Raw genomic sequence first — 25,701 nt, forward strand, 5'->3', positions numbered from 1 at the left:
GCCGCGTCTTGACGCACGTCAGGGACAGTGCACCGGCTCGAAGTCGTCGAGCCGCATGAGCTGCCCCAGGTCGTGGGCGGTCGGTGTTTCGTGCAAGGCGGTCAGTTCGACGCCCTCGAAAATGCGACGCGGGTAGAGCCGGCGAACCTTGGGGTCGTGGCCAGGAATGATTCGATCGACCGCGCCGGCAATGGCGACCAAGCGGTCATAGGAATTCAGCGCAGCGAGCACGTCGACCATCCCAACGAAATGCTGCTTGCGCAGGAAGTTCGCATAGAAGTGACTGACGTCCGACGCCAGTACGATCCGTCCGCGCGGCGTCATGACGCTCACGGCCTGCATCCCGGGCGTATGACCTGACATCGCATGCAGGCCGATTCCGGGCAGCGGTGTCGCGTCACCGTCATGAAACTTCACTCGGTCCGCGTACGTGTTGCGCACCAGCGTCACCACGTCCTCGACATCGAACGGCGCGCGCGCTCCCCGGTCGCACATGCAGCGTCCGGTGGCGAAGCCGGCTTCAGCCTCTTGAATGTGAAAGCGGGCCTTGGTGAAACGGTCCATATTGCCCGCATGGTCATAGTGCAGGTGCGTGATGATGATGTCTTCGATTGCGCTCGGGTCGATGCCCAGGCGTGCGATGGCTTCGACAGGATCGATGGCGAGCTGCCGTCCTCGCTCGACGGCAGCACGCGCTCCAAATCCGGTGTCGACCAGCACTGTGCGATGGGCGTTTCGCAAGATCCAGAGGTTGTAGTCCAGCGGCATCGGCCCGTCGTGCACGTCACCATCCGTGAAGTTCTGACGCGCGTTGCGCGCCAGCCTGGCATAGCAAAGCGAGAAGACCTGATAGACGTCGTTCCCGCTGATCTCCTTCCCGGGAAAGGTCGATGAGGTGGCCATCGCGATCAGGCCAGGAGCTTGCGCTCCTTCAACACCTCCTCCGCCACCCGGAAAGCTTCCCCCGCCGCCGGCAAGCCGCAATAGACAGCCGACTGCAGGAGGATCTCCTGCAGTTCGTCGACGGTGCAACCATTGTTGAGCGCTCCCTCGACATGAACCCGCAACTGCGTCGGCCGGTTGAGGGCCGTCAGCATGGCGATGTTCAGGATGCTGCGCAGCTTCCGGTCGATGCCGGTGCGTGACCATACCCGCCCGAAGCAGACCTCCTCCGAGAACTCGTTGAGGACAATGTTGAAGCTGTTGGCCTTCTTGTCCTTGGTCTCGAGATACTGCGGCCCCATGAGTTCTCGCATGATCTGGCGGCCCGTTTCCTTGTTGTCCATGACAAATCCTCTATCTACTGATTGAAAGATGTTTGACGCCTGCCGAGGATTCAGCGCGCTTCAGCATTCATTTCGGCGAAGGCCTCCTTGGCGGCAATCACCGCTTCTCGGACCAACGGAACGCCGACATAGCCGACGAGGTGCAACAAGCATTCCACCAGCTCGTCCTCGGTCCAACCCTGATTGCGCGCGAAGCGAAGATGGACCTTCAACTCTGTGGTGCGGCCGGTGGCAGCGTCGGAGACAAGCGTGACGAGTGCTCTGGTCTTGAGGTCGATGCCGGAGCGGGTCCACAGGCTGCCGAACACCAACTCCTGGGTCAGTTCGCCGAACTTCTCCATGATCGGATCGATGTACAGATCCTGGTCGAGCTTGTCCGCATAGGCGTCGCCCACGAGCTTTCTGCGCATTGCGCGGCCCTGGGTCCGCAGCGGGCTGTGAGGCTTTGTCATTCTCCGGAAACCTTGTATTTGATGACGATCGGCCGCCATTTGTCGACCTCCGATCTGACCAGTTTTTCGAACTCCTCCGGTGTGGAGGGCGCGGCCGTCATTCCGAGCGAGGCGAGCTTCTCCACGTTGGCTCTGTCCTTCAGGATCTCGTTGACGGTCTGATTCATAGCGACGACGATCTCGCGGGGAACGCCCTTCGGGCCTTGCAACCCCGTCCACGGTTGAGACGAAAATTTGTAGCCCTCTTCCAGCAGCGTCGGCACGTTAGGCAGTGACGCGTCGCGCCGGTCGCCGAAGACCGCCAGCACCTTGATCTGGCCCGATTGCACTTGCGGCATGTAGTTGCCAACGAGCCCCATGCCTGCGTCAAGATGGCCACCCAGCAGGTCCTGTAGCACCTGCGGCGGACCGCGATAGGGGACGATGTTGAACTCGACGCCCGCGAGGTCCTGCAGCGCGAGCTGGGTCATGTGCGAGTAAGTTCCGTTGCCGGGACTGCCCATCCTGACCGCGCCGGGATTGGCCTTCGCATAGGCGATGAACTCTTTGAAGCTGCCGATCTTCAGACTGCTGCGGACCACCAGCACCGAGGGGTCCCTGTTTGTGACGCCAATGAAACTGAAATCCGTGAGCGGATCGTAGGGCAGTGACTTGAAAGTCAATGCGTTATTGGCTGCCGGACCGGGCGTGGTCACGATGAAAGTGTAGCCATCCGGCTTCGCTCGCGCGGCTGCCGCCTGCCCGATATTGCCGGAGGCCCCGGTGCGGTTGTCGACTACGACGACGTTGCCGTACTTTCGGTGGATGCCGTCGGCGATCACCCTCGCCACCACATCGAAGCTGGAGCCCGCGGGCCATGGCACTATGAGCGTCATGGGCTTCTCCATCGGCCATTTCGCTTCGGCCCCGCACAGCGTTGCCGCGAGCAGGGCCGCGCCGACGAGCAACGCCTTGGCGGCATCGATCCTTCGTCTTGTGTCGATTCGGCCCATGGCGGCCTCCAGTGGAAGGTGAAGAGTGACTCAGTTCAGAACAAAGAGCCGTTCCTCGGTCATGTCCCGGATCGAGAACTTCGGTCCTTCTCGGCCCATGCCGCTGTCCTTGACGCCGCCGTACGGCATCTGGTCGGAGCGCCAGCGCGAGGTGCCGTTGACAATCACGCCGCCCGTGCGGATCGTCTTGATCGCCGACAGCGCGAGATCGAGCGAGTTGGTGTAGATGCCGCACTGCAGGCCGTAAGGGCTGTCGCTGATCGCCGCGAACAATGGCGCGATCTCGTCGTAGGCCTGGATCGTCATCGCCGGGCCAAAGATCTCGCTGCTGACCACGTCCATGTCGGGCTTGACGTTGGTGAGAATCGTGCCCGGAAGCTGGGCACCACTGCGCTTGCCGCCGCGAAGCGCCTGCGCGCCGGCGTCGACCGCGCGCCCGATCATCGCCTCCACCCGCATGGCCGCCTGCTCGTCGATGAGGGTGCCCACCTCGGTCGCGGGATCCAGCGGGTCGCCGAAGCGGATCGTGTCCATCTCGCGGCACACCGATTCGACGAAGCGCTCGTGGATCGCCTTGTGGACGAAAACGTTCTGTACCGAAACGCAACTTTGTCCGGCCAGTGCCACCGCATTGCGTGCGCAGGCCTTTGCGGCGGCCTCGAGGTCGGCATCTCGGTGGACAAAGGTCGGTCCGACGCCGCCAAGCTCGAGCGCCACACGCTTCATTCCGATCGTGTCCCGGATCTTCTTGCCGATCGGAATCGAACCGGTGAAGCTGACGAAGTCGACACGGGCGTCGCTGACCAGCAGTGGCGCCACGGCGTCCCCGTAGATCGTGTTGACGGCACCTGGGGGCAAGCCGGCCTCCATGATCGCTTCGATCAGCATGTGAACGCACAGCGGAGCCTTCGGCGAAGGCTTGAGCACAACGCTGTTGCCCGCCGCAAGCGCCGGTCCCAGCTTGTGGATCGCCAAGTTCACAGGCCCGTTGAACGGCGTGATGGCCGCGACCACCCCAACCGGAAAGCGCATCAACATCGCGATCTTGCCGGCACCGACCGCGCTCGCATCCATCGGGACGTGCTCACCCTGGATCCGCACGGCCTCTTCGGCGCACAGGCGCAACAGATCGCTCGAGCGCTGCGCCTCGACGCGTGCATCGCGTAGCGCCTTGCCAGTCTCGAGAGTCATCGCATGCGCGATCTCTTCAGCGCGGGCGCCCACGGCGTCCGCTGCGCGTCGCAGCATCGCGGCGCGCTCGTGGCCGGGCATGTCGGCCATGGCTTTCCTTGCCTTCTGGGCGGCGTCGAGGGCGTCATCGCAATCGCGCCGGCTCGAGATGGGCGCTTGAGCCACGACGCCCCCCCGGTAGGGATCCCGCACCTCCTGGTGCTCCTGCGCGTCCCGCCATTGGCCGCCGATCTGCATGCGGATCGGTGTGGGTTCGGTGCTGGCGGCGGTTTGGCCGGTCGGAGAGATGTTCATGGATTGTCTCGTTGGCTCGGCCTTGCGCGGCTGCTGCGCGACGAGGCCGTGGGTGTTGTCGTTGTGAAGCAGTGTAGGAATCAGCCGGATGCAGCGTCCATGGCTTTTTTCAGGAGGCGGTGTTCAGGTTTCGCGAATGCAGCGGCGCGCACCCCCGCCGTCAGGTGCGGAGACCTGTCGCGGAGAGCCCTCAGCCCTGGGACGTGCCGTGCGAGGGTGTGACCGCCATGTCGGGCCACACTTGTCTCGCTGCGGCGAGGAAGGCGCAGACCAGGGGGTCGTTGAGGCGGCTGGTCACATGGGCCATGAGGAGAGGAAATTCAGCGTGGGCGATCGGCGATGTGACGAGGACGCCCTGCTCCAGTCCCTGCCTGACATGCTCTTCGCGCATCAGCATCAGACCCACGCCAGCTTCCAGCATCGCACGACCGAGCGTCGCGTTGTCGAAGCGGGCCACGGCGTTGAGTTCCAGGCCACGCTCGTCGAAGAGTTGTCGCAGAATGGTCGAATAGGCCAGGCTGCTGTCCGTGGGGCAGATCCAAGGAAGCGCCGCTAATTCCGCCCAACTCGCACTCTCGATCTTCTGCTTCCAGGCGGCAGGGCCCGCCACCCGGAATGGGATCGTGGTGAGCTGGTAGTACCTGAAGGCCGCGTTGGTGGGTCTGCCCAGCAGCAGGCCCACGTCGAGTTCACCGGTCTTCAGTCCCTCCTGCGCGCCGAAGGAAGGTCGTGCGCGCAGATCGACGGTGATGAGCGGGTGGGCGGCGCGCAGAGCTGCGATGACCTCGCCAATCCGGCTCGACGCCGGGTCGCTGGTCGAGCCGAGCACCAAGTGCCCTTCGATCTTGCCGTGGATCTCGCGCGCGAACGAGGTGAACAGCGTCGCTTCGTTCAACAGCGCCTTCGCCTTGCCCAACAAGAGCTGCCCGGCGCGGGTCAGTTCGAGGCTCCGATTGGTGCGGATGAAGAGCTGCGTGCCCAAGCTCTCTTCGACCGCGCGCACATGGGCGCTGGCGGCCGACTGGCTGACATGCAGCCGCTCCGCCGCGCGCGTGAGGTGCTGTTCCTCGGCGACGGCAACGAAGGTCCGCAGCTGGACGAGATCGATCAGCATATTGCTTCCTGTTGAACCTGTTTTTGTCTCCAACCGCCAATGCTACCTCTCGGCCACGGATTGTTCGCGAATCAAGCACGCGGAGTCCCGAAAAAAGCCATGGACCCGGTGGGGTCCTCGTTCCTAAACTGCCTCTCACACGAAAGAAGAGACACGGGTGCGAAGCGCCTCGAGGCGAAATCCGGAGACAACACAGTGGCAGCATTCAACCGACCGATGGACCTGACCGATCATCCCAGGCACCCTGCCCTCACCGGCGCACAGGGTCCTGCGGAGGACTTCGCCGCCGTCCTCGCTCGTTTCGGCTGCGGGCTCACCCTGGACCGCCTTGCCCCACCCGTACTCGCCGCCGCAAAAATGAACTTGCTGGATACGCTGGCCTGCGCAGCGGCCGGCTCAGGCGCTCCGGGTGTGGCTGAGGCGCGCAGCCTGGCCACCGAATGGGCCGGCGCGGCGCAGGCCTCGGTCCTGGTTTTTGGCGACAAGGTGCCGGCACATCATGCGGCCTGGGTCAACGGCACGATGGCGCATGCGCGCGACTACGACGACACGCACGACGCCGCCGTACTTCATGCGGGCGTGTCCGTGGTGCCGGCCGCACTCGCCGCGGCGCAGCTGCGCGGCGCGACAAGCGGGGCCGACTTCATCGCCGCGATCGCCGCCGGTCTGGAAACCATCTGCCGCCTCGGCGTCGCCACCCGCATCGGCATCGTCGAGAGTGGTTACATGTACACCTCTTTGTTCGGGCACTTCGCAGCGACAGTTGCCGCTGGCCGTGTGCTCGGACTGGACCCGACCCAGATGGTGAATGCCCTGGGCATCGCCTATTCGCAAGTCGCTGGCAATCACCAGGTAACGCGCGACGGCGCCCTCACAAAGCGCATGCAGCCGGGCTTCGCGGCCCAGTCCGCCCTGGTGTCGGTCCAACTCGCGCTGCGCAACGTGCGCGGGGTCCAGGCCACCTTCGAAGGCGACGACGGATTTCTTCGCGTCTACCTGCGCGACCGCTGCGACCGAGAGGCGCTGCGCGATGGGCTCGGCGAGCGATTCGAATTCACTCAGCTGAGCTACAAGCCCTATCCCTGCTGCCGCCTCAATCACAGCGCAATCGACGCTGCCCTCGCGCTCCGTGCCGGGCACGGCATCCGCCCCGATCAGGTGAAGCGCATCCGCGTCGGGATCAACCGGCAGGCGCATGAAGCCGTCTGCACACCGATCGACGTGCGCAAGACGCCGCGCAGCATCGTCCATGCCCAATTCAGCTTGCCATACACGGTAGCGGCCGCCCTCGTGGACGGCGCTGTCCGCCTGGGTCATTTCGAACAGGGCTCGCTCGGTCGCGAGGACATCCTGGCGCTGGCGCAGCGGGTAGACCCGTACATCGACGAGGACATCGAACGCGAGTGGGGCCGCAACGTCACGCCCGCCCTGCTCCACATCGAACTCAACGACGGCTCGACGCACCGCCTGCGCATCGACCAGCCCCTGGGTCATCCCGAGCGCCCGATGACGAGCGCCGCCATGGAGGCCAAGGCCGCCGACTGCTTTCGCGCGGCGGCCCGTCCGCTGCGCACCGATGGCGCCGCACGCCTGCGCCAATGCGTCGACGGCCTGGAGCGCTGCGATGACGTGAGCGTGCTGGCCGGCATCCTGGAACCCACGGCATGAACGAAGGAGACAGGTCCATGCAGTTCATGAACCGATCGAACCGTCGGCTGGTACTCGCAGCCTGCGCGGCCGTCCTGTCTGCTGTCTGCCTGCCGGCGCAGGCGGCCTGGCCGGATCGGCCCATCAAGCTCATCGTTCCGTTCGCCCCGGGCGGCAGCAACGACAACATCGCCCGCGTGGTCGCGGCCAGGCTGGGCACCCGCCTCGGCCAGCCCATCATCGTGGACAACAAGGGTGGCGCGGGCGGCACCATCGGCACGGACTACGTCGTCAAGTCACAAGCTGACGGCTACACGCTGCTGTTCGCATCAAGCTCGATCACGACCAACGCGGCGATCGGAAAGAAGCTCAGCTACGACCCGCTGAAGGACCTCGCACCGATCGGCGAGATCGGCGCCGGTCCCTTCGTGGTGGTGGTGGCGAACGACGTCAAGGCGACCACGCTGCCGGAACTGATCGCGTTGGCCCGGGCAAGGCCGAAGAGCCTCAGCTATGGCTCCGCGGGCATCGGCGGCATGAACCATCTGGGGACCGAACTGCTGGCGTCGGCTGCCAAGGTCCAGCTCGTTCATGTTCCTTACAAGGGAATCTCGCTGGCTTTCACCGACCTGATGTCCGGCACGCTGCAGGTGCTGCTGCCTAGCCTGGCATCGGCCGCGCCCTACATCCACGCCGGGAAGATGCGCGGCCTGGCTGTGACGAGCCTGGCACGCTCGCCGCTCGCGCCAGAACTGCCCACAGCATCGGAGGCCGGCCTGCCCGGTTTCCAGCTGGAGGTGTGGTGGGGCCTGGCAGGCCCGGCCAGGTTGCCCGCGCCGGTCGTGAAGAGGCTGAACGAGGAACTGAATGCCGTCCTCGCGCTGCCCGACGTGAGCGAGTTGCTGGCGCGCGAAGCGGCGACGCCGAAGCCCGGAACACCCGGGCAGTTCGGACAGCTGATCCGCGACGACTTCACACGTTGGAATCGACTGATCAAAGACGCGCACATCCAGGCGGAGTAATCACAACCATGCCCGACATCATCGCCATCGACCAACTTCGCATTGCCGATCATCTGAAGCCGAACGACGTGATCGGCTGGCCGCAAGGACCCGGCGAGCCGCTCGCGCTCACGGAGGCCCTCGTGGCCCAGCGCGCGAACCTCCAGGCACCGGAGCTGTTCTTCGGCTTGTCCGCCTCGGACACCTTGCGGCCAGAGATCGCGGACCGCTTCTCCTTCCGCGCACTCAACGGCGCGGGCGGCAGCCGGCGCGTCACCGCGATGGCGGAGATCTACCCCTGCCACGTCAGCACGATTCCTTCGCTGCTTCGCAACGGAACGCTGCATGTGGACGTGGTGTTGGTCCAGGTCAGGCCCTTGCCCGGCGGCGGCTTCACGCTCGGGATCATCTCGGACTTCACGCAGGCGCTGATCCAACAGGCCCGACTGGTGATCGCTCTTCTCAATCCCGCGCTGCCTTTACTGGCGGGTGACGCAGCGGTGGCCGGGGCCGACATCGACGTGCTGGTCGAGAGCGACACGCGCATCATCGACATGCCGGACCCCGAGCCTTCGGCCGTCGAGACACTGGTGGCGCAGCAGGTGGCAGCGCTGGTTCCCGATAGGGCGACGATCCAGCTCGGCGTGGGCACACTGCCGGCGGCCGTCGCCCGCGCGCTGGCCGGCCATCGGGAGCTCGGCGTGCACAGCGGCGTGGTCTCGGATGTCCTGGTCGACCTAGTGGAGCAGGGCGTGGTCACGAATGCTCACAAGGGGCGCGATGCCGGTCGCACCGTCACCGGCGGCCTGTTCGGAACCCGGCGACTGCGCGATTTCGCCGAACGCACCGGCGCGATCGAACTGCGCAGTGCCGAGTACACGCATCACATCGGGGTCACGTCGTCGCTGTCCCAGTTCCACACAATCAACTCGGCGATCGAGATCGACCTGAGCGGGCAGGCCAACGCCGAGATCGCCGGTGGACGCTACTTGGGTGCGGTCGGCGGCCAGGTCGACTTCGTGCGCGGGGGGGTGGCCTCGCCCGGCGGGCGATCGATCATCGCCTTCCCGTCGACCACCCCCGACGGCAAGCACTCCCGGATCGTCGCCTCGCTCGAGGGGCGGCCCGTGACCACCGCCCGCAGCGATGTGGATGTCATCGTGACCGAATATGGCACGGCGCATCTTCGCGGCTGCCCGCTGAACGAACGTGCGCGCCGCCTCGCGGCCATTGCGCACCCAGACCACAGGGACGCGCTGCTGCGCGGGCTGAACAAGAAGGATCACGCATGAACAAAGACCTCTTCCTCGATGACCTGGGCGATGGCGTCTTCCAGATTCGCCTGGAGCGGCCCGAGCGCATGAACGCGCTCGGCGTCGCCACGGTATCGGCACTCGAACAGGCGGTGGCCGATGCCGCCGCCGCAGAGGCGCGGGTGCTGCTGATCCGCGGCAGCGGGCGAGCCTTCTGCGCCGGCGCCGATCTCAAGGAACGCAAGGGTATGGACCTCGCGGCGCGCATGGCGCACAACGCCGGGATCAACGCGGCCGTCAACGCGGTCGCGGCATCTCGCTGCGTGACCATCTCTGTGCTCAACGGCCTCGCGCTCGGCGGCGGACTCGAGCTGGCCTTGGCCTGCGACCTTCGCATCGCCGCCGCAGGGATCAGCCTCGGCCTGACCGAGAGCCGCGTCGGCGCCTTTCCCGGCGCCGGCGGTACACAACGGCTGCCGCGCGTGGTCGGTGCCAGCCGGGCACTGCACATGATGCTGAGCGGGGAGCCCGTGACTTCCGAGTACGCGCTCGGCATCGGCCTCGTCAACGAACTCGTGGCGCCGGAATCGCTCGATGAACGCGCAATCGGCTTCGCCCGTTCGCTGGCCGGCCGCTCCGCCGCCGCGCTCACGGCCATCAAACGCTTGGTCTACCAGGGCATCGAAAAGCCGCTCGCAGACGGGCTTCGGCTCGAACGCGCGGCGTTGCCGGAAATCCTCGGGTCGGCCGACTACGCCGAAGGCCTCGCTGCCTTCGCCGAACGCCGCCCGCCCCGCTTCAACCAACCCACCCTCACAAGGAACCCAGCATGACTACCCAGAGACTTCTCCTCACCGACGACCAGCGAGCACTGGTCGGCGCCGTGCGCACGCTCGCCAAGGACAAGGACTTCCGCGGCAACTCGATCAAGTACCTCGATGGCACCTATCCGTGGGACAACCTGAACGCGCTGGCGAAGATCGGCGTGCTGGGCATGTCGATCCCCGAGGAATACGGAGGCTCCAACCTCCCGGTGTTCGACACCGCTCTCGTCATGGAAGAGGTCGCCAAGCACTGCTACAACACGGCAATGGGCCTGATGGGCATGGTGGGCGTGCAGGTGCGCGTCATCAGCACGTACGCGCCGGAGAGCATGAAGCGCGACATTCTGCCCAAGGTCTGCTCGGGCGAAGCGCACCTGGCAGTCTGCATGACCGAGCCTCACGCGGGCACCGACGTGCCGAACTACAAGACCAACACCGTCATCAAGGGCGACCGCGCCGTGGTCAACGGCGTGAAGACACTGATCAGTCGCGCCAACGAGGCGGAATGGTTCGTGGTGTTCACGCGGATCAACGGCACACCCGGCCGCGAGGGCATCGGCTGCGTGCTCGTGAACCGGCAGACCCCTGGTTTCGAGGTGACGGCGCGCTACCACACGATGGGCGGCGAGTACCTGGCCGAGATCCAGTTCAACAACTGCGAAGTCCCGGTGGAGAACGTGGTGCTTCGCGAAGGCGGCTTCAAGAAGCTGCTGTCGGCGTTCAACACGCAACGCTGTCTGAACCCCAGCGTATCGCTGGGCATGGCCGAGGCAGCCTTCGAGGAGGCGATCAACTACGTACGCGAAAGGTCGATCCGCGGCAACCCTGTCGCCAACTTCCAGGGCATCCAGTGGAAGCTCGCCGAGATGTACCGAGACATCGAAGCCGGCCGCAGCCTCCTGTACCGCGCCTGCCTCACGGCCGACCCGTTCCCGGATCCGCACGACGCCGCGATCGCCAAGATGTTCGTCAACGAGATGGCGATCCGTGTCTCCAGCGAAGCGCTGCAGGTGCACGGCGGATACGGCTTCTGCGACGACTACCCGATTTCGCGCATCTACCGCGGCGTGCGATATGGCACCCTGGGAGGCGGCGCCACCGAAGCGCTCAAGGACCTGGTCGGCAAGAAACTGGTCAGCGACTTCGATCCGGTGGACGGCTTTCTCTCGACGGGGACATTCTGATCATGCGCTCGCTGCTCTTCGTCCCCGGCCACGATGCGCGCAAGCTCGCCAAAGGCTTGGCTTGCGGGGCGGATGCGCTGATCATCGACCTGGAGGACTCGGTCCCCGACTCGGAGAAGGCGCGGGCACGCGAAGTGTGCGCGGAATTCATCGGCGCGAACCGCGAGCGCATGCCCTTGTTCGTCCGTGTCAACGCGTTGAGCACCGGCTTCACAGTGGATGACCTGCGAGCGGTGGTGCACGCCCGGCCCTACGGGGTCATGCTGCCCAAGTGCGCAAGCGGTCACGACGTCGCGGTGCTCGACGCCTATGTGGGCGAGTTCGAGGCAAATCACGACGTGGCGCCGGGCTCCCTGCGCATTCTGCCAATCGTGACGGAGAGCGCCGCGAGCCTTTTCGGCATGGATAGCTACCGGCACTTGGCCGGACCCAGGTTGTGCGGGATGTTCTGGGGCGGTGAGGATCTCGCGAGCGACATCGGAGCGTCGAAGAACCGCGATCCGGAGGGTCGCTACACCGCGCCCTACCAACTGGCGCGTGCGCTGACACTGCTCGGCGCCACTGCAGCGCAGGTTCCGGCCATCGATGCCGTCTTCACCGATTTCCGGGATCACGCCGGATTGAAAGCCGAAGCTGCCGAAGCGGTGCGCGATGGCTTCTGCGCGAAAGTGGCGATCCACCCGGACCAGATCGGGCCGATCAACGATGCCTTCACGCCCTCACCCGCCGACGTGGCCTGGGCACGGCACGTCGTCGCGGCCTTCGATTCCCAACCCGCCGCCGGTGCCATCGCGATCGAGGGGCGAATGCTCGATCGCCCGCACTATCGCTCGGCGCAACGCCTGCTGGCACGTGCGGCGCTGGTACAGACCTGACCTCGCCGACCTCCTTCATTGCCAAATTCGACGAACTGCGGAGCCTCCATGCCATCAACCGAACACCCCGTCAACGATTCACATCGCAACTACCCGCTCGCGGGCATCACCGTCATCGACCTCTCGCATGTCTACAACGGGCCCTACGCGACCTTTCTCATGGCCATGGCAGGCGCCAACGTGATCAAGGTCGAACCCTTTCAGGGCGAACACCTGCGCAGTCGCGGCGACATGGGCGGCGCGGCTCTACCCTTCGCGATGCTCAACTCGAACAAGCAGCCCGTCACCCTGAATCTGAAGACGGAACAGGGCCGTGAACTGTTGCGCGAGATGGTTGCGCGGGCCGATATTCTGGTGGAGAACTTCGCGCCAGGCGTGATGGAGCGACTGGGCGTGGGTTCGGCCGCGCTGCACGAGGTCAATCCGCGGCTGGTATACGGGTCGAGTTCGGGCTATGGCAAGTCGGGACCATACCGCGACTATCCAGCCATGGACCTTGTCATGCAGGCCATGTGCGGCGTCATAGATTCGACCGGATTCCCGGATCAACCGCCAGTCAAGTCCGGGGCGGCCATCTGCGACTTCATGGCCGGAATCCATCTGTACGCCGCAATCATGACCGCACTCTACGAACGCGAGCGCACGGGCCGCGGCCGCGTGGTCGAGGTGTCGATGCAAGACGCCACCTACGCGTCGCTCGCTTCCAACCTCGGAATGCTGCACGCCCGCGGTGCGGACGCCCCGGCGCGCACGGGCAATCGCCACGGGGGGCTCGGCATCTCGCCCTACAACGTCTACGAGACAACCGACGGCTTCGTGGTGCTCAACGCCCCTGGCGATCACCACTTCCGGGCGATCCTTGGCGTCATGGGTCGCTCCGACCTTCAGGACAATGCCCGCTTCGCGACGCGCTCGGCACGGGTCGAGAACTTCGCGGATGTCGACGCGCTGATCGAGGGATGGACACGCACGCTTACCCGCAATGACGTGGCAAAGCGCATGCTGGCCGCGAAGGTTCCGTGCGCGCCGGTGCGCGATCTGACCGAGGTGATGCACGATGAGAACATGCATGCACGTGGAAGCCTGCAGTGGATCGACCATCCAGAACTGGGGGATGTTGTGCTGCCGCACTCGCCGCTCGTTTTCGAAGGCACCGAACGTCGACCGATCGAACCGAGCCTGCCACTGGGCGCCAGCAATCGCGCAGTGTTCGGCCTCTGGCTCGGACACTCGGAAGACGAGCTGACCTCGTTCGAAGCAGCTGGCGCCATCGGCCCCATCCAGCAGTTCACAAGCTGACTCGACCCTCATCTCAGCGAAGCCAAGATGCCTTTGCCACCTCCTGAACCCCGGCGGCCCCTTCACCACCGCAGCATCGAGCTGCACGGCTACGAACGGCTCGACGGACTCTACGACATCGAGGCGCGCTTGATCGACACCAAGGCGATCGGCGTGCTGCTCGGCGATGCGCGCGCGGTGGCAGCGGGCGACCCGATTCACGACATGTCGATCCGCCTCGTGATCAATGTGAATCTCGACGTGATCGAGGTTGACGCGTGCATCGACGCTTCACCGTACCAGGTTTGCGGCGAAGCGACTCTTGCTCTGCAGTCGTTGCGCGGCCTGCGCATCGGCTCCGGGTGGTCCGCCGCGATTCGCGAACGGCTCGGAGGCCACAAGGGATGCACACACCTTGCCGAGCTGCTGCGGCCGCTGGCGACTGTGGCGCTTCAGTCGCTATGGCAGGTGCGCGAGACCATGCCCACGCCAGTCGACGCAGACGGGAAGCCGCGCAAGATCGACAGTTGTCATGCCTACGCCAGCAATGGCCACGTGGTGCGGCAACGCTGGCCGCACTACTACACGGGAGATACCCGCACTCACCCACAAGGAGACGACCAAGAATGAACACCTTCTCGAGATGGCTGTTGGCGGCAACGCTGATGACGGGATCCCTCGCCATGGCCCAGGGCGACGCCTATCCGTCCAAGCCGATCCAGATCGTCATCACCAGCACGCCGGGATCGGCTTCCGACGCGATTACGCGAGTGCTCGGCAACGAAGTTACCAAGACTCTCGGACAGCCGATCGTGGTGATCAGCAAGGCCAGCGCTGCCGGCACGATCGGTGCCGACTTTGTCAAGCGGTCACCGCCCGATGGCTACACGCTCTTCTTCGGTGGCAACACGACCATGGCAGCAAACGTGTACCTGGTGAAGAGCCTGTCATACGACCCGGTGCGTGACTTCGAACCCATCACCCTGGTGTCGGTGAATCCCCTGCTGCTGGTGGTGCGCTCGAGCCTGCCCGTGAAGACAGTGGCCGAACTGGTCGCCTACGCGAAGGCCCACCCCGGAGAGATGAACTACGGCGTCGGCAACTCGGGTGCGCGAGTGGCAGCGCAGTTGATGATGACTGGCACCGGTCTGAAGGCACAGGATATTTCCTTCAACGGAGCATCGCAGGCCGCGCTCGAACTGGTGGCCGGCCGGCTTGATTTCATGTTCGTTGATCCACTTGTGGTGGACTCCTTCATCCAGCAAGGCACGCTGCGGCCGTTAGCCGTCTCGTCGTCGGTTCGGCTGCCATCGATGCCGAACCTGCCGACGATGCAGGAAGCTGGCCTGAAAGGCTATGACTATTCTTCGTGGCTCGGCTACTACGCGCCGCGCGGTACGCCGAAGGCGATCATCGACAAACTGAACGGCGCGTTCGCGCAAGCCATCCAGAGCCCCGAAGCGCAGGACTACTTTCGCCGCATGGGCATGATCGGACGCTCTTCGGCACCCGACGGACTCGCCGCATTCAACAAGGACCAGATCACATCCTGGGGTCGCTGGGTCAAGGAAGCAGGCCTTCAGGCACAGTGAAGTGATCGATCATCCTTTGATCAAAGCACCATCAACATGGAGATGATGAATGGATTTGAAGCTTGAGGGACGCCGATGCCTTGTGACCGGGGCGAGCGCTGGTATCGGGGCAGGCGTAGTGGAAGCGCTGCTGCGCGAAGGTGCACTTGTAGCGGCAACTGCCCGGAGAGGTCAGCAGCTCGAGGCCCTGGCGCAGACGATGAAAGATGCCGGAATCGCGCGTCCGGTGATAGTGCCGAGTGACGTGACCAATTCAGACGATGTCAAGCGCATCGCGCGAGAGGCGTCCGCTACCATCGGTGCAATCGAAGTGCTTGTCAATTGCGCAGGCGGTTCGCGACCAGTCTCCGTGGAATCTGGAGACGACGAGTGGGACGAGTCATTTGCACTGAACTTCACGGCTGGTCGACGCTTGACGGCCCAGTTGCTGCCATCCATGAGGCAGGCGCGCTGGGGACGCATCATCAACATCACGGGGCTGTTGGAGCCGCGCTCCCTGAATGCCGCAATGGCGGCGAAGGCAGGCGTCCATCTCTGGGCCAAGGGCCTCTCCCGCGATCTCGCACCCGAAGGCATCACGGTCAATAGCATCGCACCGGGCCGCATCGAGAGTGAGCAACTGGATCGCCTCTATCCCGAGCACGAACGCCGCGCGTTCATTGAGCGCTTCGTGCCCATTGGTTACTTCGGAAAGCCCGCGGATGTGGCGAACCTGGTGATCTTCCTTGCGTCACCCTTGGCAAGCTACATCACCGGGACGGTCATTGCCGTGGACGGCGGGATGAGCTACTACGGGGCCTAATCAGGCCCCCGTCGCCCATCGCCTGAAGCTACCTGGCGCTGGGCTTCCAATCGATTTCGACCAGCCGCCCGGCATAGGACTGGGTGACGTATGCCTTCGTCATGTCGGAACCGGCAAAGCAGAGGTTCGTGATGTGCGTATCGCCATCGACCGGAACGAACTCGACGAGCCCGCCCTCCGGTGAGCAAACGGTAACTCCCCCGCGATCCAGCGTGGCCACACATATGTTGCCGCTATCCTCGATGGCAAGCGAATCGAACCGCGCGAAGGTCGGCCATCCGTAGACAAGGCGGCTGCCATGTGGTGAATCGATTGACGCCTTGGCAGGGGCCGCCAGCTCGCCCGGGCCCTTCAGATCCCATGCCCACAAGCGCGCGGAATCTGTTTCAGCCACATAGAGCGTCTTGCGGTCCGGGGACAGTCCGATTCCATTCGGCTTGTGTATGGGAAAGATGACCTCACGTGCCATGGATCCGTCGGTCTTGGCGTAGCACACGCTCCCGCGATCCCAATCACGATGACGCGTCTTGCCGGGGTCGGTAAACCAGAATCCTCCCTCGCCGTCCAGCACGATGTCGTTGGGCCCACGAATCTGGTTGCCGCCGACCGTGTCGTAGAGGACTTCGAACTTCCCGGTCTCGATGTCTACCCGTTGGATCGAACCGGTCACATAGTCGGCAGGCGTGCCGGCTGACATCCAGCCTCCCGCCGGCCGCTGAACAAATGCAAAGCCGCCGCTGTTCGCAACGTAGCAGTAGCGGCCTCCGTCGAATGCAGCACCATTCGGTCCACCACCAAGATGCGCGATGATCTCCTTCCGACCGTCGAGCCAGATGCGGGTCAAGGTCTGCCTGCGGATCTCGACAACCAGCAGACTGCCATCGCCAAGCCACACGGGCCCTTCGGGAAACCACAGGTCTTCGGCGATGACTCTCATGCGACGTTCCTGCACATCGGTATGTATTTGATTTGCATCGGGTCGTCCTCGTTTAGCTCAGACAGCCGTGTTCACGCAGCACCTCCTCAGCGACGCGGAAAGCCTCGCCGGCGGCAGGAAGCCCACAGTACACCGCCGATTGAAGCAGGATCTCCTGGATCTCTTCGACGCTGCAGCCGTTGTTGAGAGCGCCCTCGAGATGGTGTCGCAGTTGGGCAGGTCGGTTGAGGGCCGTCAGCATTGCGATGTTCAGAATGCTTCGCATCTTTCGATCGATTCCGGGACGCGCCCACACGCGCCCGAAGCACACTTCCTCGGAATACTCGTTCAGAAGCACATTGAACGAGTTGCGCTTCTTGTCCTTGGCCTCGACATACCCTGCGCCCATCAGCTCGCGCATGATCTGTCGGCCGGCTTCCTTTTCGCTCATCATGAGGTTTCCTTCTTTGCTTGAATTCGATGTGTCCCGCGCGCCGACTGTTGATCAGGCAACGGGCCATCTGTTGGATCATGGCGAATAGCTCCGCATGACCCGCGTCTCCATGAAGCGGCCGAGTCTAGATGCGAGAACAGGACACATCCATGTCCATTTTCAGCAGGTCGTGATTACAAATTGCGAACGTTCAGAGAGGCATGTCGACCGAATGGCAGACGCCGCGGGCGTGCCTTTTCGGCGTTCGCAAAAGCCGAATACGAGGTGCCGAAAATGCCCGCGAACTCGCGGGTAAACGCGGCGACGGTGTTCTTGCTCGCTGCTCGAAACTTCGGAGCCATCCCTGGCGCTACATGTCGCACCTGGTGACAGAGATCGTGGGGATCCCTCCAAACCTTTCATGCGAGACAAGGCTATGAACTACCCAACCAACTTTGCGCGTCAAACCGAAGGATCCATCGTCGGAGGCAATGCGATCCGATCGGCTTCACGCGGCATGGCTTCCAGTCTGCGCAAAGCCGCCATGACCATTGCTGTCGGCGTGGGATTGGCGATCAGCTCGTTGAACGCTGTTAACGCACAGACACTCAAGGTTGGAGTGATCGCGCCGCTCACCGGTGGTGGAGCCCCCTGGGGCATGGCGATGGCAGAGGGTACCAAGATCGCAGCGGAAGAGGTCAATGCGCAAGGCGGTCTCGACGTCGGTGGGAAGAAGTACCAGGTGCAGGTAATCGTGTACGACGACCAGTTCAAGGCCGCGGACTCTGTTGCCGCCTACAACCGACTCGTCAACAACGACAAGGTCCAGTACATGGCGATCTTTCACTCCCCCGCGGCGTTGGCGCTCAAGAACAGCCTCGAGAGCGACAAGGTGGTCGCGATCACAGCAGCAGCCGCCAAGGACGCCATCGACGCCAACACCAAGTTTCTCTTTCGCATGAACAGCGTCCCGGAGAACTACGAGGCCGCACTGGTCACGTGGCTCAAGGATCGCTACAAGCAGAGACGCATCGTGCTCATCAATCCGAACGATGCCGTCGGTTGGGTCATGTCGCAATCGAGCGATCCGCTCTACAAGAAGGCCGGATTCGAGGTTCTTGACAATCTGATGTACGAACGTGCGCAAAGCGATTTTCAATCCCTCCTGACCAAGGTCGTCGCGCTCAAGCCGGAGATGATCGACATCGGAGCCACGCCGCCCGCCACTGCCGGGTTGATGGTCCGGCAGGCACGCGAACTCGGCTACAAGGGGCTGATTCTCAAAACTGGCGGACCAGGCTGGTCGGAGATCGTCGCCACTGCGGGGAAGGATGCGTCCGAGGGGTTGATCAGTGCTCTCTATGCGGACCCCAAGAACGAAGGCTACAGGCAGCTTTCCGCGAAGTACAAGAAGACCGTCGGACAGGCGCCCAACGAAATGATCCTTCCCACGTACGACGCGATGAAGGTCATGTTCCGGGCGATAGAGAAGACAGGTGATGTCAATAACACCTCCGGCGTTGCCGCGGCTTTTGCGAAGGTCCTGCCTGTCAAGTCGCTTCAAGGAGACGAGATGACGATCGGCGGAAAGGACCTGTTCGGGTCCAACCAGCAGATCATCACGTGGACCTACATCGGCGAGATCAAGAACGGCGAGGCGGTTGCGGTCGGCAAGGTCAAGTAGCCCGCGAATCGATTTTCTCCGAACAGTACGAGCGCAATCCCATGCTGAATTCAGCTACTACCGACGATGGTGTCTATGAGGTCTACGCGCTGCGGTATGCCAGCATGCCGGAGCGCCGATCCCTCGAGAACTTTCTGGTTCGCGACGGCATACACGACGGGCCCATGGCGCTCGAGTTCTACATCTGGATCGTTCGCAATGCACACCGGACCATCCTTGTCGACACGGGATTTGGCCGAGAAGCGTTTGCCGGGCAACGCCCCTGGACGCTGATCATCGATCCGATTGAATCACTTGTTCAGCTCGGCATCGATGTCGAGACGATCCAGGATGTGGTCATCACCCACCTGCACTGCGATCACGCCGGGAGCATCGACCGATTGCCGAACGCGCGTCTTCACGTTCAGGATGCCGAGGTCAACTATGCGACCGGCCGGTGCATGTGCGAGTCCCATCTTCGGTACGGCTTCGAACTCGAGAACATCCTGACCCTGATGCGGCGCGTCTACTCGGAACGCGTGTGCTTTCACGATGGCGACGCAAGTCCGTTTCCGGGCGTGTCGCTCCACCTGGTGCCGGGCCATACGCCGGGCATGCAGGTGGTTCGAGTCATGACGAAACGCGGGCCGGTGGTCTTGGCGTCCGATGCCAGCCACTACTACGCCAACTACCTGCGCAGGGCACCGTTCAAGCTCACCACCGATGCCATTGCCACGCTGCGCTCCTACAACCGCTTGCTCGAATTGGCCGACGGAGCGGTAAGCCGGATCGTCCCGGGCCATGACCCCAAGGTGCGTGCGCTGTACCCCAAGCAGGAAGCAGGAGGGATCGAGCTCATCTGTCTTCACGAGGAGCCGGTCCACCATGACCTCGAAGCGCTCAGTCGGGTCGACAACTTCTGAGGCTCACCATGCGTCCCAAAATAATCTGCCACATGGCCAGTTCGATCGATGGCCGTCTACTGGTGGCGCGCTGGACTCCGCTCCCAACGGAACTGGGGCCGAAGTTCGCAAGCATTTGCTACGAGTCGGTGGCATCAAAGCTGGAAGCGGACGGCTTCATCATCGGCCGCACGACGATGCAGGAATTTGCGGGCGTATCGGAGCAACCACCGTCGTTGCGATCTTCCACCAATCCGCGTCCGTTTCATCGAGCCCAGGCGGCCTGCACACCCGTAGCCGTCGTGGTGGACCCGCAGGGCAAGCTCCACTACAAGTCGCCCTCCCTTCAGGAGAGCCATGTTGTCGCCGTCCTCAGCGAGCGAGTCTCCGACTTCTACCTCGACGAGTTGAAGGCGGTCGGAATCTCCTATCTCTTTGCGGGCCCCGACGGCATGGACCTGCAAGTCGCCATGTTGTCGCTCGGAACGGACTTCCAAGTCAGGAAGATCCTGCTGGAGGGTGGAGGACGCATCAACGGTGCATTCCTGAAGGCCGGGCTGATCGATGAGTTGAGCGTGCTCGTCTATCCCTGCATCGACGGACTTTCAGGCGTGCCCAGCATCGTGGACTACGTGGGCAATGCAAACGAACGTCCGGCGCTGGGCTCTCGCCTTTGTCATCAGGCCACAGAGGTCCTGGACGGCGGCGTCACGTGGCTTCGCTATTCGATCGACAAGGATCCTGCGTCAGTTCACTGACGGCCACTCGATACGTCAGGTCCGGGACGAGGCCGCGTCGAATGGCGTTCGCCTTTTGCGCACGCCGGCTGCTGAAAAAGGCCATGTACTTGCGTCGAGCCCTATTCCTATACTTATTTTTTGACAGAGGAACATCATGACGAGACTGAAAGACAAGATCGCGATTGTGACGGGCGGTGGCTCCGGTATCGGACGCGGAATCGCATTGGCTTACGCCAAGGAAGGCGCTCACGTTGTCGTGGCCGACGTGAATCTTGCGGGTGCGCAGGAAACGATCGCGGGCGTCGAAGCGGCCGGACGACGTGGCCTGGCCATCCAGACCGACGTGGCATCGCCCGAACAAGTTGAATCCATGGTCGCCGCGGCGCACAAGGCGTTCGGACGAATTGACGTTCTCGTAAATGTTGCAGGCATCATCTATCCGGTTTCGCTCATGGACACCACCCTCGAGCAATGGGATCGGACGCTGGACATCAACCTGCGCGGCAACTTCCTGTGCATGCAAGCGGTCGGTCGCATCATGATCGAGCAGCGCAAGGGAAAGATCATCAACACCACTTCGATCCTGGGAAGTCGGGCGCGTGCTCAGCGCGGTGCGTACTGCGCTTCGAAGGCAGGCATCATCCTCCTCACCCAGACCGCGGCGATGGAACTGGGGCCACTCGGAATCGCCGTCAACGCCATCGCGCCCGGCTCGATCGAGACGCCGATGGTTCAAAGCGCCCCCTCGACGCCTGAAGCCGCGGCCAAAAAGGCGGCCGCAATTCCGCTGCAGCGCAGGGGTGACCCCGAGGATCTGACTGGCCCGGCGATTTTCCTGGCGTCCGACGATTCGGACTACGTGACAGGCGTCGTGCTCACGGTGGATGGTGGCATGACGGCTGGAATCGTCTAACTTTCCCGATTGTTTGCCAGGTCGGACTGGTCGTCCAGCACTGTCCACAAAGGCGGGCGCTGACAAAAGGCTCACTGAGGAGCAAGCTCTCCATAGTGGTACGAAGCGGTGACGCCGCCGTCCATCAGGAAGTCGCTGCCAGTGATGAAGGCACCGTCCGCACCCATCAGGAGCGCGCCAACGGTTCCGACCTCATCCGGAGTACCGGCGCGCCCAACCGGGCAAAGCTCGATCATGCGTCGATAGCCGGCGCCCCGCGGCCCTGTCAGTTCGTCGTTCGCGAGCGGCGTGATGATGATGCCGGGGCTGATGGCGTTCACGCGCGCGCCGCGTTTGCCCCAGCGAACCGCTTCTGCCGACACACGCAACACATTTGCGCGCTTGGCCAATTGGTACGCATGCAGCGAGTCTTTCACCTGCTCGGCCTGCAGCATGGGCAGTGCCAGAAGTTGATCGGCTGGCGTCGTTGCAAGCGCCTTGTCTTGATCGGCGGTCAATGCGCCGAGGCGATGCCCGGATTGCGAGGAGATGACGACACAGGAACCGCCGTTTGCGATGACGTCGCCAAATTCCTCGAGCAGGATCGCCGTGCCGTAGAGGTCAACAGCGAGGATCCTTTGCGGAGAGGCTTGCGACGGCGACACACCTGCCGCATGAATGACGCCGAAGACCTCACCCAGCGCAGTGGCCTCAGCGACCAAAGCGTGCACGGATTCTCTCGACGATACGTCGACGGTTGTCGTGCTGACATCGAAGCCCGCGTCTTTCATAACCTTGGCGGCTGCTTCAGCGTTGGCCTGAGTGATATCAGCGAGTAACACCTTCTTGCCGGCGCTGACGCGGCGGGCGATAGCCAATCCGATAGATCCGGCGCCGATGACGACGTTGACGTTGGTCATGATTTCTCCTTGAAGAGGGTTCAGGATGAAGGCTTCCTGCCAGCCAGTTGAAGCAATCTCGTGGCTCACACGCTTCAGCAAGAACAGGGGTGACGCCGCTCCCTGCTCCCTGCTTCCGATGGTCAGGGCTTCTTGAACACGTCCTTGGCTACCGAGATCGCGGTCACCGCGCTCGGCCAGCCGGCGTAGAACGCCAGGTGCGTGATGGTCTCGATCAACTCGTCCTGCGTCACGCCGTTCTCGCGCGCACGCACCATGTGGGGACGCAACTGGTCGGGCCGGTTCATGGCGATCAGCGCACTGACCGTGATCAGGCTGCGATCCCGCTTCGAGAGGCCGGGACGCTCCCAGACATCTCCGAACAGCACGTTGTCGGTGAGCTCGGCGAACTTGGGCGAGATCTCGCCGAACTGCTGCTGGGCCGGCGTGGCACCCCTGACGGGTGCAGGCGGCGGCGTCTGCGCAGAGGCCGACGTCGCTGCGGACAGCGCCACTGCGGCGCCGGCGAGGGTCTTTGCGATGGATCTCATGGTTGGCTCCCGTATTGCGTATCGTTGACTTTCTCGAGCCAGTCGACGGCCTTGCCGTCCGACAGCTCCGTGATGGCCATGTGCGTCATGGCCGTGGTCGGTGCCGCGCCATGCCAGTGCTTCTGGCCCGGCGGAATCCAGACCACGTCGCCGGGCCGGATCTCCTGCACCGGATCGCCCCAACGTTGCACGCGGCCCGCGCCTGCCGTCACGACCAGTGTCTGGCCGACGGGGTGGGTGTGCCAGGCGGTGCGTGCGCCTGGCTCGAAGGTCACGTAGGACCCGGTCGCATGGGTCGGTCCGTTTGGCTTCGGGAACAAAGGGTCGACCCGCACGGTTCCGGTGAAGTAATCGGCCGACCCCTTGGCAGAAGCCTGGGAGCCGTTGCGTGCGATCTGCAGGCCAGTCTCGCTTTTCTCGTTCTGCGCGAACGCCGAGGCCGCCATCGAGAGGGAGATTGCCGTCATGGCGAGGGATTTCACGTGTTTCTCCTTCTTGGGGTTCAAACTGCGGGCAGCGTCGACATGTCGATCACGAAACGGTACTTGACGTCGCTCTTGAGCATGCGCTCGAAGGACGCGTTGATGTCTTCCATGCGAATAACCTCGATGTCGGAGGTGATGCCATGCTGGCCGCAGAAGTCGAGCATCTCCTGGGTCTCTGGCAAACCGCCGATCACCGAGCCCGCGACCGCCTTGCGGCCCATGACCATCGGCGCGCTGTTGAGCATCGGCTCCAGGGGGCCAAGGTAGCCGACCAGCACCAGCGTGCCGCTGATAGCCAGCGTGGCCACATAGGGGTTGACGTCGTGCACGTAGGGCACCGTATCGATGATCAGGTCGAACGCGCCCTTCACCGTCGCCATCTGCACTTCGTCGGTCGACAGGACGATACGATCGGCGCCGAGTCGGCGGGCGTCTTCTTCCTTGCCGGCCGAGCGGGTGAACAGCGTCACTTCGGCGCCCATGGCCTTGGCCAGCTTCAACGCCATGTGACCCAGCCCGCCGAGGCCCACCACCGCAACCTTGCTGCCGGTTCCGACCTTCCAGTGACGAAGCGGCGACCAGGTAGTGATGCCCGCGCATAGCAGCGGGGCGGCCCCCGGGAGATCAAGGCCATCGGGCACCTTCACGACGAACTTCTCCGAAACGACGATGCACTCGGAGTAGCCGCCGAAGGTGGTCATGCCGTCATGCGGGTCGACGCCGTTATAGGTCGGCGTGAAGCCGTTCTCGCAGTATTGCTCGAGGCCGCGCGCGCAGGACCTGCAATGCTGACAGGAGTCGACCAGGCAACCGACGCCGACCGCGTCGCCGACCTTGAAGCGGGTCACCTCGGCGCCGACCTGGCGCACGCGGCCGACGATCTCGTGGCCGGGCACCATCGGGTACTTCGCGCCGCCCCAGTCGTTGCGGGCGTTGTGGATGTCGGAATGGCACACGCCGCAATAGAGGATGTCGATCACGACATCGGTGGCGCGTGCTTCTCGGCGATCGAAGCGGAACAGGCCGAGGGAGGAGTTGGCGGAGTGGGCGGCGTAGCCGCGAGTATTCATGACCATGGTGCTGTTTTGGTGTGTGTTGTAAAGGGGCAATGGATGTGGCCTGTACGTGGCCTCCGACCGACTGGACATCACTTTAGGCCGCGAAGCGCGCGGCAACTAGTCCGTGAGACCTTGAAAGACTGGCAAGCCGCTGTTGATGATCTTGACGCGCAGCGCCTAAGGAATCTCGCGCACCAACCGCAACCCGATGCTGATGCCTCGGTAGTCCGGTTCATAGGCACGCCGAAATGCCGAACGCCAGCCGTCGCCGGTGCTGTGCCAACTTCCACCGCGCACCACCCGCTGGCTGCCAAAAAGCGGACCTTGCGGATCGCTGGACGGACTGCTTGCGTAGTAGTCAGGGTCGTACCGATCCTGCACCCACTCCCAGACGTTGCCGTGGACGTCGTGCAGGCCCCATGGGTTGGCTGGCTTCTGCCCGACCGGATGCGTGCCGCCTGTTGCGAAACTCTCGCCGTGCCAGGCATAGCGGTCGAGTTGGCCGGCGTCTTCCCCGAACGAATAGGCCGTCGTCGTGCCCGCCCTGGCCGCGTACTCCCACTCCGCTTCGGTCGGAAGACGGTAGAGAGCGACGCCTTCCTTCTCGTTCAGGCGCCGGATGAACTCCTGTGCGTCGTTCCACGAGACAGTGGCGGGATGCGTCGGCTTCGTGATACGGGCAGCCATGCCCGGCAGGTTGTAGTACGGGTTCGATCGAGACAAGGTGTAGGGGTTGCTGCCCATCACCGCCTCCCACTGCGCCTGCGTAAGCTCGAAGCGCGCCAGGTAGAAGGACTTGCTGATCGTGACGGGGTGGCGGGGCTTCTCGCTTGCTGGCACTTCACGATTGACTTCGGTGGAACCCATCATGAAACTGCCGGCCGCAATCCGCGCAAACTCGACGCCGATCGAATTGGTATAGGTGTCTGGGCGCTGAAGGCTGGAAGTTCGCGAGACGCCTTGCGCAGTCGCGACCTGGGCGCAGGCCGCGAGGGCCAGGGTCAGCGCAACTGGTGCCACCAACCTGTCGGAACGGGTATGCAGCCCCACCGCCTACAGACCAGCCGACGCTTCGTCTCCGAACACGTTGCCGGCGCGAGCCGTCTGCACGGCGTCGTTGCGCACAGAGACGCGGCTCAGTTGCAGGTCGCGCGCGGGTGTCACACCGGCCAGCAACGAATCACCGTAGGCATTGGCAGCGCGTGCGGCTGAACGCGCTTCAGCCGCCACCTCGGCACGGCTGAGTTGCGAAACCGATGCAGGCACGCCTTGATACGTTTCGGCTTGAGCGATCGCCATGCCAAGCGTGGAAAGAACGAGCGTGCCGATGAGTTGGGTAGAAGTCTTCATGGAAATTTCCTTGAACATTCGAGATCG

28 protein-coding genes are annotated in these 25,701 nt (G+C 63.6%); 14 read left to right on the top strand and 14 right to left on the bottom strand.

What is annotated here, in order from left to right; all coding sequences use genetic code 11:
- Positions 1-18: 18 nt before the first annotated feature.
- The 6 genes from QTI45_RS29735 to QTI45_RS29760 all read right to left on the bottom strand — a co-directional run bounded on the left by QTI45_RS29735 (position 19) and on the right by QTI45_RS29760 (position 5,329).
- Positions 19-903, bottom strand: coding sequence for an N-acyl homoserine lactonase family protein (locus tag QTI45_RS29735; RefSeq protein ID WP_286656863.1), 885 nt, complete (start codon positions 901-903; stop codon positions 19-21).
- A gap of 5 nt (positions 904-908) precedes the next feature.
- Complete coding sequence (locus QTI45_RS29740) at positions 909-1,286, bottom strand: carboxymuconolactone decarboxylase family protein (protein WP_286656864.1); 378 nt, start codon at positions 1,284-1,286, stop codon at positions 909-911.
- Positions 1,287-1,336: 50 nt separating this feature from the next.
- On the bottom strand, positions 1,337-1,738 hold the full coding sequence (locus tag QTI45_RS29745; RefSeq protein ID WP_286656865.1) for a carboxymuconolactone decarboxylase family protein: 402 nt from the start codon (positions 1,736-1,738) through the stop codon (positions 1,337-1,339).
- Positions 1,735-2,730: a Bug family tripartite tricarboxylate transporter substrate binding protein gene (locus QTI45_RS29750; RefSeq protein ID WP_286656866.1), complete on the bottom strand. Its 996-nt coding sequence runs from the start codon at positions 2,728-2,730 to the stop codon at positions 1,735-1,737. The genes QTI45_RS29745 and QTI45_RS29750 overlap by 4 nt, the downstream gene beginning before the upstream one ends.
- A 30-nt stretch (positions 2,731-2,760) precedes the next feature.
- Entirely contained in the window at positions 2,761-4,215 is a 1,455-nt protein-coding gene (locus tag QTI45_RS29755; protein ID WP_286656867.1) for an aldehyde dehydrogenase family protein, read from the bottom strand.
- A gap of 190 nt (positions 4,216-4,405) precedes the next feature.
- Complete coding sequence (locus tag QTI45_RS29760) at positions 4,406-5,329, bottom strand: LysR family transcriptional regulator (protein WP_286656868.1); 924 nt, start codon at positions 5,327-5,329, stop codon at positions 4,406-4,408.
- Positions 5,330-5,545: 216 nt separating this feature from the next.
- Here QTI45_RS29760 and QTI45_RS29765 point away from each other — a divergent pair, with 216 nt between their 5' ends.
- Genes QTI45_RS29765 through QTI45_RS29810 form a run of 10 tightly spaced genes read left to right on the top strand, consistent with a single transcriptional unit; the run spans position 5,546 to position 15,785 of the window.
- Positions 5,546-6,997: an MmgE/PrpD family protein gene (locus tag QTI45_RS29765; protein ID WP_286656869.1), complete on the top strand. Its 1,452-nt coding sequence runs from the start codon at positions 5,546-5,548 to the stop codon at positions 6,995-6,997.
- Between the two features lie 17 nt (positions 6,998-7,014).
- Complete coding sequence (locus QTI45_RS29770) at positions 7,015-7,998, top strand: tripartite tricarboxylate transporter substrate binding protein (protein ID WP_286656870.1); 984 nt, start codon at positions 7,015-7,017, stop codon at positions 7,996-7,998.
- A gap of 8 nt (positions 7,999-8,006) precedes the next feature.
- Complete coding sequence (locus QTI45_RS29775) at positions 8,007-9,269, top strand: acetyl-CoA hydrolase/transferase family protein (RefSeq protein WP_286656871.1); 1,263 nt, start codon at positions 8,007-8,009, stop codon at positions 9,267-9,269.
- Positions 9,266-10,063: an enoyl-CoA hydratase/isomerase family protein gene (locus QTI45_RS29780; protein ID WP_286656872.1), complete on the top strand. Its 798-nt coding sequence runs from the start codon at positions 9,266-9,268 to the stop codon at positions 10,061-10,063. The genes QTI45_RS29775 and QTI45_RS29780 overlap by 4 nt, the downstream gene beginning before the upstream one ends.
- Positions 10,060-11,238 (top strand): acyl-CoA dehydrogenase family protein, encoded by a 1,179-nt coding sequence (locus tag QTI45_RS29785; RefSeq protein WP_286656873.1) that lies wholly within the window; start codon positions 10,060-10,062, stop codon positions 11,236-11,238. Before QTI45_RS29780 ends, QTI45_RS29785 begins: the two co-directional genes overlap by 4 nt.
- Before the next feature lie 2 nt (positions 11,239-11,240).
- Positions 11,241-12,113 carry an HpcH/HpaI aldolase/citrate lyase family protein gene (locus QTI45_RS29790; protein WP_286656874.1) on the top strand — a complete coding sequence of 291 codons (873 nt, stop codon included), beginning with the start codon at positions 11,241-11,243 and terminating at the stop codon, positions 12,111-12,113.
- 48 nt (positions 12,114-12,161) lie between these two features.
- Entirely contained in the window at positions 12,162-13,412 is a 1,251-nt protein-coding gene (locus QTI45_RS29795) for a CaiB/BaiF CoA transferase family protein (protein ID WP_286656875.1), read from the top strand.
- A 27-nt stretch (positions 13,413-13,439) separates the two neighbouring features.
- A complete protein-coding gene (locus QTI45_RS29800) occupies positions 13,440-14,021 on the top strand; it encodes a DUF2889 domain-containing protein (protein ID WP_286656876.1) in 582 nt (193 codons plus the stop codon).
- On the top strand, positions 14,018-14,983 hold the full coding sequence (locus QTI45_RS29805) for a Bug family tripartite tricarboxylate transporter substrate binding protein (protein ID WP_286656877.1): 966 nt from the start codon (positions 14,018-14,020) through the stop codon (positions 14,981-14,983). Before QTI45_RS29800 ends, QTI45_RS29805 begins: the two co-directional genes overlap by 4 nt.
- A 49-nt stretch (positions 14,984-15,032) precedes the next feature.
- The gene (locus QTI45_RS29810) at positions 15,033-15,785 is read left to right on the top strand and encodes an SDR family NAD(P)-dependent oxidoreductase (protein ID WP_286656878.1); all 753 of its coding nucleotides are present in this window, start codon (positions 15,033-15,035) and stop codon (positions 15,783-15,785) included.
- A gap of 28 nt (positions 15,786-15,813) precedes the next feature.
- Here QTI45_RS29810 and QTI45_RS29815 read toward each other — a convergent pair whose 3' ends face one another.
- Positions 15,814-16,722: an SMP-30/gluconolactonase/LRE family protein gene (locus QTI45_RS29815; RefSeq protein WP_286656879.1), complete on the bottom strand. Its 909-nt coding sequence runs from the start codon at positions 16,720-16,722 to the stop codon at positions 15,814-15,816.
- Between the two features lie 52 nt (positions 16,723-16,774).
- Complete coding sequence (locus tag QTI45_RS29820) at positions 16,775-17,152, bottom strand: carboxymuconolactone decarboxylase family protein (RefSeq protein ID WP_286656880.1); 378 nt, start codon at positions 17,150-17,152, stop codon at positions 16,775-16,777.
- Positions 17,153-17,570: 418 nt separating this feature from the next.
- Between QTI45_RS29820 and QTI45_RS29825 the strand changes: the two genes are divergently transcribed.
- From QTI45_RS29825 to QTI45_RS29840, 4 genes are all read left to right on the top strand, one after another.
- Complete coding sequence (locus tag QTI45_RS29825) at positions 17,571-18,818, top strand: ABC transporter substrate-binding protein (RefSeq protein ID WP_286656881.1); 1,248 nt, start codon at positions 17,571-17,573, stop codon at positions 18,816-18,818.
- 41 nt (positions 18,819-18,859) lie between these two features.
- The gene (locus QTI45_RS29830) at positions 18,860-19,720 is read left to right on the top strand and encodes an N-acyl homoserine lactonase family protein (protein WP_286656882.1); all 861 of its coding nucleotides are present in this window, start codon (positions 18,860-18,862) and stop codon (positions 19,718-19,720) included.
- 8 nt (positions 19,721-19,728) lie between these two features.
- Complete coding sequence (locus QTI45_RS29835; protein WP_286656883.1) at positions 19,729-20,457, top strand: dihydrofolate reductase family protein; 729 nt, start codon at positions 19,729-19,731, stop codon at positions 20,455-20,457.
- 136 nt (positions 20,458-20,593) lie between these two features.
- A complete protein-coding gene (locus QTI45_RS29840) occupies positions 20,594-21,352 on the top strand; it encodes an SDR family NAD(P)-dependent oxidoreductase (RefSeq protein WP_286656884.1) in 759 nt (252 codons plus the stop codon).
- A gap of 71 nt (positions 21,353-21,423) precedes the next feature.
- On the opposite strand, the gene QTI45_RS29845 is transcribed toward QTI45_RS29840, so the two are convergent.
- The 6 genes from QTI45_RS29845 to QTI45_RS29870 form a co-directional block, all read right to left on the bottom strand.
- On the bottom strand, positions 21,424-22,251 hold the full coding sequence (locus tag QTI45_RS29845) for an SDR family oxidoreductase (RefSeq protein ID WP_286656885.1): 828 nt from the start codon (positions 22,249-22,251) through the stop codon (positions 21,424-21,426).
- Positions 22,252-22,373: 122 nt separating this feature from the next.
- Complete coding sequence (locus QTI45_RS29850; protein ID WP_286656886.1) at positions 22,374-22,781, bottom strand: carboxymuconolactone decarboxylase family protein; 408 nt, start codon at positions 22,779-22,781, stop codon at positions 22,374-22,376.
- Positions 22,778-23,263, bottom strand: a complete 486-nt coding sequence (locus QTI45_RS29855; RefSeq protein WP_286656887.1) for a (R)-mandelonitrile lyase — start codon at positions 23,261-23,263, stop codon at positions 22,778-22,780. The genes QTI45_RS29850 and QTI45_RS29855 overlap by 4 nt, the downstream gene beginning before the upstream one ends.
- 20 nt (positions 23,264-23,283) lie before the next feature.
- Complete coding sequence (locus tag QTI45_RS29860; protein WP_286656986.1) at positions 23,284-24,336, bottom strand: NAD(P)-dependent alcohol dehydrogenase; 1,053 nt, start codon at positions 24,334-24,336, stop codon at positions 23,284-23,286.
- 165 nt (positions 24,337-24,501) lie between these two features.
- The gene (locus QTI45_RS29865; protein ID WP_286656888.1) at positions 24,502-25,344 is read right to left on the bottom strand and encodes a formylglycine-generating enzyme family protein; all 843 of its coding nucleotides are present in this window, start codon (positions 25,342-25,344) and stop codon (positions 24,502-24,504) included.
- A 33-nt stretch (positions 25,345-25,377) separates the two neighbouring features.
- On the bottom strand, positions 25,378-25,674 hold the full coding sequence (locus QTI45_RS29870; protein ID WP_286656889.1) for an alpha/beta hydrolase: 297 nt from the start codon (positions 25,672-25,674) through the stop codon (positions 25,378-25,380).
- Between the last annotated feature and the right edge of the window lie 27 nt (positions 25,675-25,701).

Origin of the sequence: Variovorax saccharolyticus, from assembly GCF_030316765.1 — a bacterium.
Classification (GTDB): domain Bacteria; phylum Pseudomonadota; class Gammaproteobacteria; order Burkholderiales; family Burkholderiaceae_C; genus Variovorax; species Variovorax saccharolyticus.

Coding starts and splice junctions, on each gene's coding strand:
- QTI45_RS29805 (WP_286656877.1), top strand. CDS start 14,018: ATGAACACCTTCTCGAGATGGCTGTTGGCGGCAACGCTGATGACGGGA.
- QTI45_RS29780 (WP_286656872.1), top strand. CDS start 9,266: ATGAACAAAGACCTCTTCCTCGATGACCTGGGCGATGGCGTCTTCCAG.
- QTI45_RS29800 (WP_286656876.1), top strand. CDS start 13,440: ATGCCTTTGCCACCTCCTGAACCCCGGCGGCCCCTTCACCACCGCAGC.
- QTI45_RS29740 (WP_286656864.1), bottom strand. CDS start 1,286: ATGGACAACAAGGAAACGGGCCGCCAGATCATGCGAGAACTCATGGGG.
- QTI45_RS29735 (WP_286656863.1), bottom strand. CDS start 903: ATGGCCACCTCATCGACCTTTCCCGGGAAGGAGATCAGCGGGAACGAC.
- QTI45_RS29840 (WP_286656884.1), top strand. CDS start 20,594: ATGACGAGACTGAAAGACAAGATCGCGATTGTGACGGGCGGTGGCTCC.
- QTI45_RS29765 (WP_286656869.1), top strand. CDS start 5,546: ATGGACCTGACCGATCATCCCAGGCACCCTGCCCTCACCGGCGCACAG.
- QTI45_RS29750 (WP_286656866.1), bottom strand. CDS start 2,730: ATGGGCCGAATCGACACAAGACGAAGGATCGATGCCGCCAAGGCGTTG.
- QTI45_RS29860 (WP_286656986.1), bottom strand. CDS start 24,336: ATGAATACTCGCGGCTACGCCGCCCACTCCGCCAACTCCTCCCTCGGC.
- QTI45_RS29760 (WP_286656868.1), bottom strand. CDS start 5,329: ATGCTGATCGATCTCGTCCAGCTGCGGACCTTCGTTGCCGTCGCCGAG.
- QTI45_RS29830 (WP_286656882.1), top strand. CDS start 18,860: ATGCTGAATTCAGCTACTACCGACGATGGTGTCTATGAGGTCTACGCG.
- QTI45_RS29845 (WP_286656885.1), bottom strand. CDS start 22,251: ATGACCAACGTCAACGTCGTCATCGGCGCCGGATCTATCGGATTGGCT.
- QTI45_RS29785 (WP_286656873.1), top strand. CDS start 10,060: ATGACTACCCAGAGACTTCTCCTCACCGACGACCAGCGAGCACTGGTC.
- QTI45_RS29820 (WP_286656880.1), bottom strand. CDS start 17,152: ATGAGCGAAAAGGAAGCCGGCCGACAGATCATGCGCGAGCTGATGGGC.
- QTI45_RS29825 (WP_286656881.1), top strand. CDS start 17,571: ATGAACTACCCAACCAACTTTGCGCGTCAAACCGAAGGATCCATCGTC.
- QTI45_RS29770 (WP_286656870.1), top strand. CDS start 7,015: ATGCAGTTCATGAACCGATCGAACCGTCGGCTGGTACTCGCAGCCTGC.
- QTI45_RS29815 (WP_286656879.1), bottom strand. CDS start 16,722: ATGAGAGTCATCGCCGAAGACCTGTGGTTTCCCGAAGGGCCCGTGTGG.
- QTI45_RS29755 (WP_286656867.1), bottom strand. CDS start 4,215: ATGAACATCTCTCCGACCGGCCAAACCGCCGCCAGCACCGAACCCACA.
- QTI45_RS29850 (WP_286656886.1), bottom strand. CDS start 22,781: ATGAGATCCATCGCAAAGACCCTCGCCGGCGCCGCAGTGGCGCTGTCC.
- QTI45_RS29835 (WP_286656883.1), top strand. CDS start 19,729: ATGCGTCCCAAAATAATCTGCCACATGGCCAGTTCGATCGATGGCCGT.
- QTI45_RS29775 (WP_286656871.1), top strand. CDS start 8,007: ATGCCCGACATCATCGCCATCGACCAACTTCGCATTGCCGATCATCTG.
- QTI45_RS29790 (WP_286656874.1), top strand. CDS start 11,241: ATGCGCTCGCTGCTCTTCGTCCCCGGCCACGATGCGCGCAAGCTCGCC.
- QTI45_RS29745 (WP_286656865.1), bottom strand. CDS start 1,738: ATGACAAAGCCTCACAGCCCGCTGCGGACCCAGGGCCGCGCAATGCGC.
- QTI45_RS29870 (WP_286656889.1), bottom strand. CDS start 25,674: ATGAAGACTTCTACCCAACTCATCGGCACGCTCGTTCTTTCCACGCTT.
- QTI45_RS29795 (WP_286656875.1), top strand. CDS start 12,162: ATGCCATCAACCGAACACCCCGTCAACGATTCACATCGCAACTACCCG.
- QTI45_RS29810 (WP_286656878.1), top strand. CDS start 15,033: ATGGATTTGAAGCTTGAGGGACGCCGATGCCTTGTGACCGGGGCGAGC.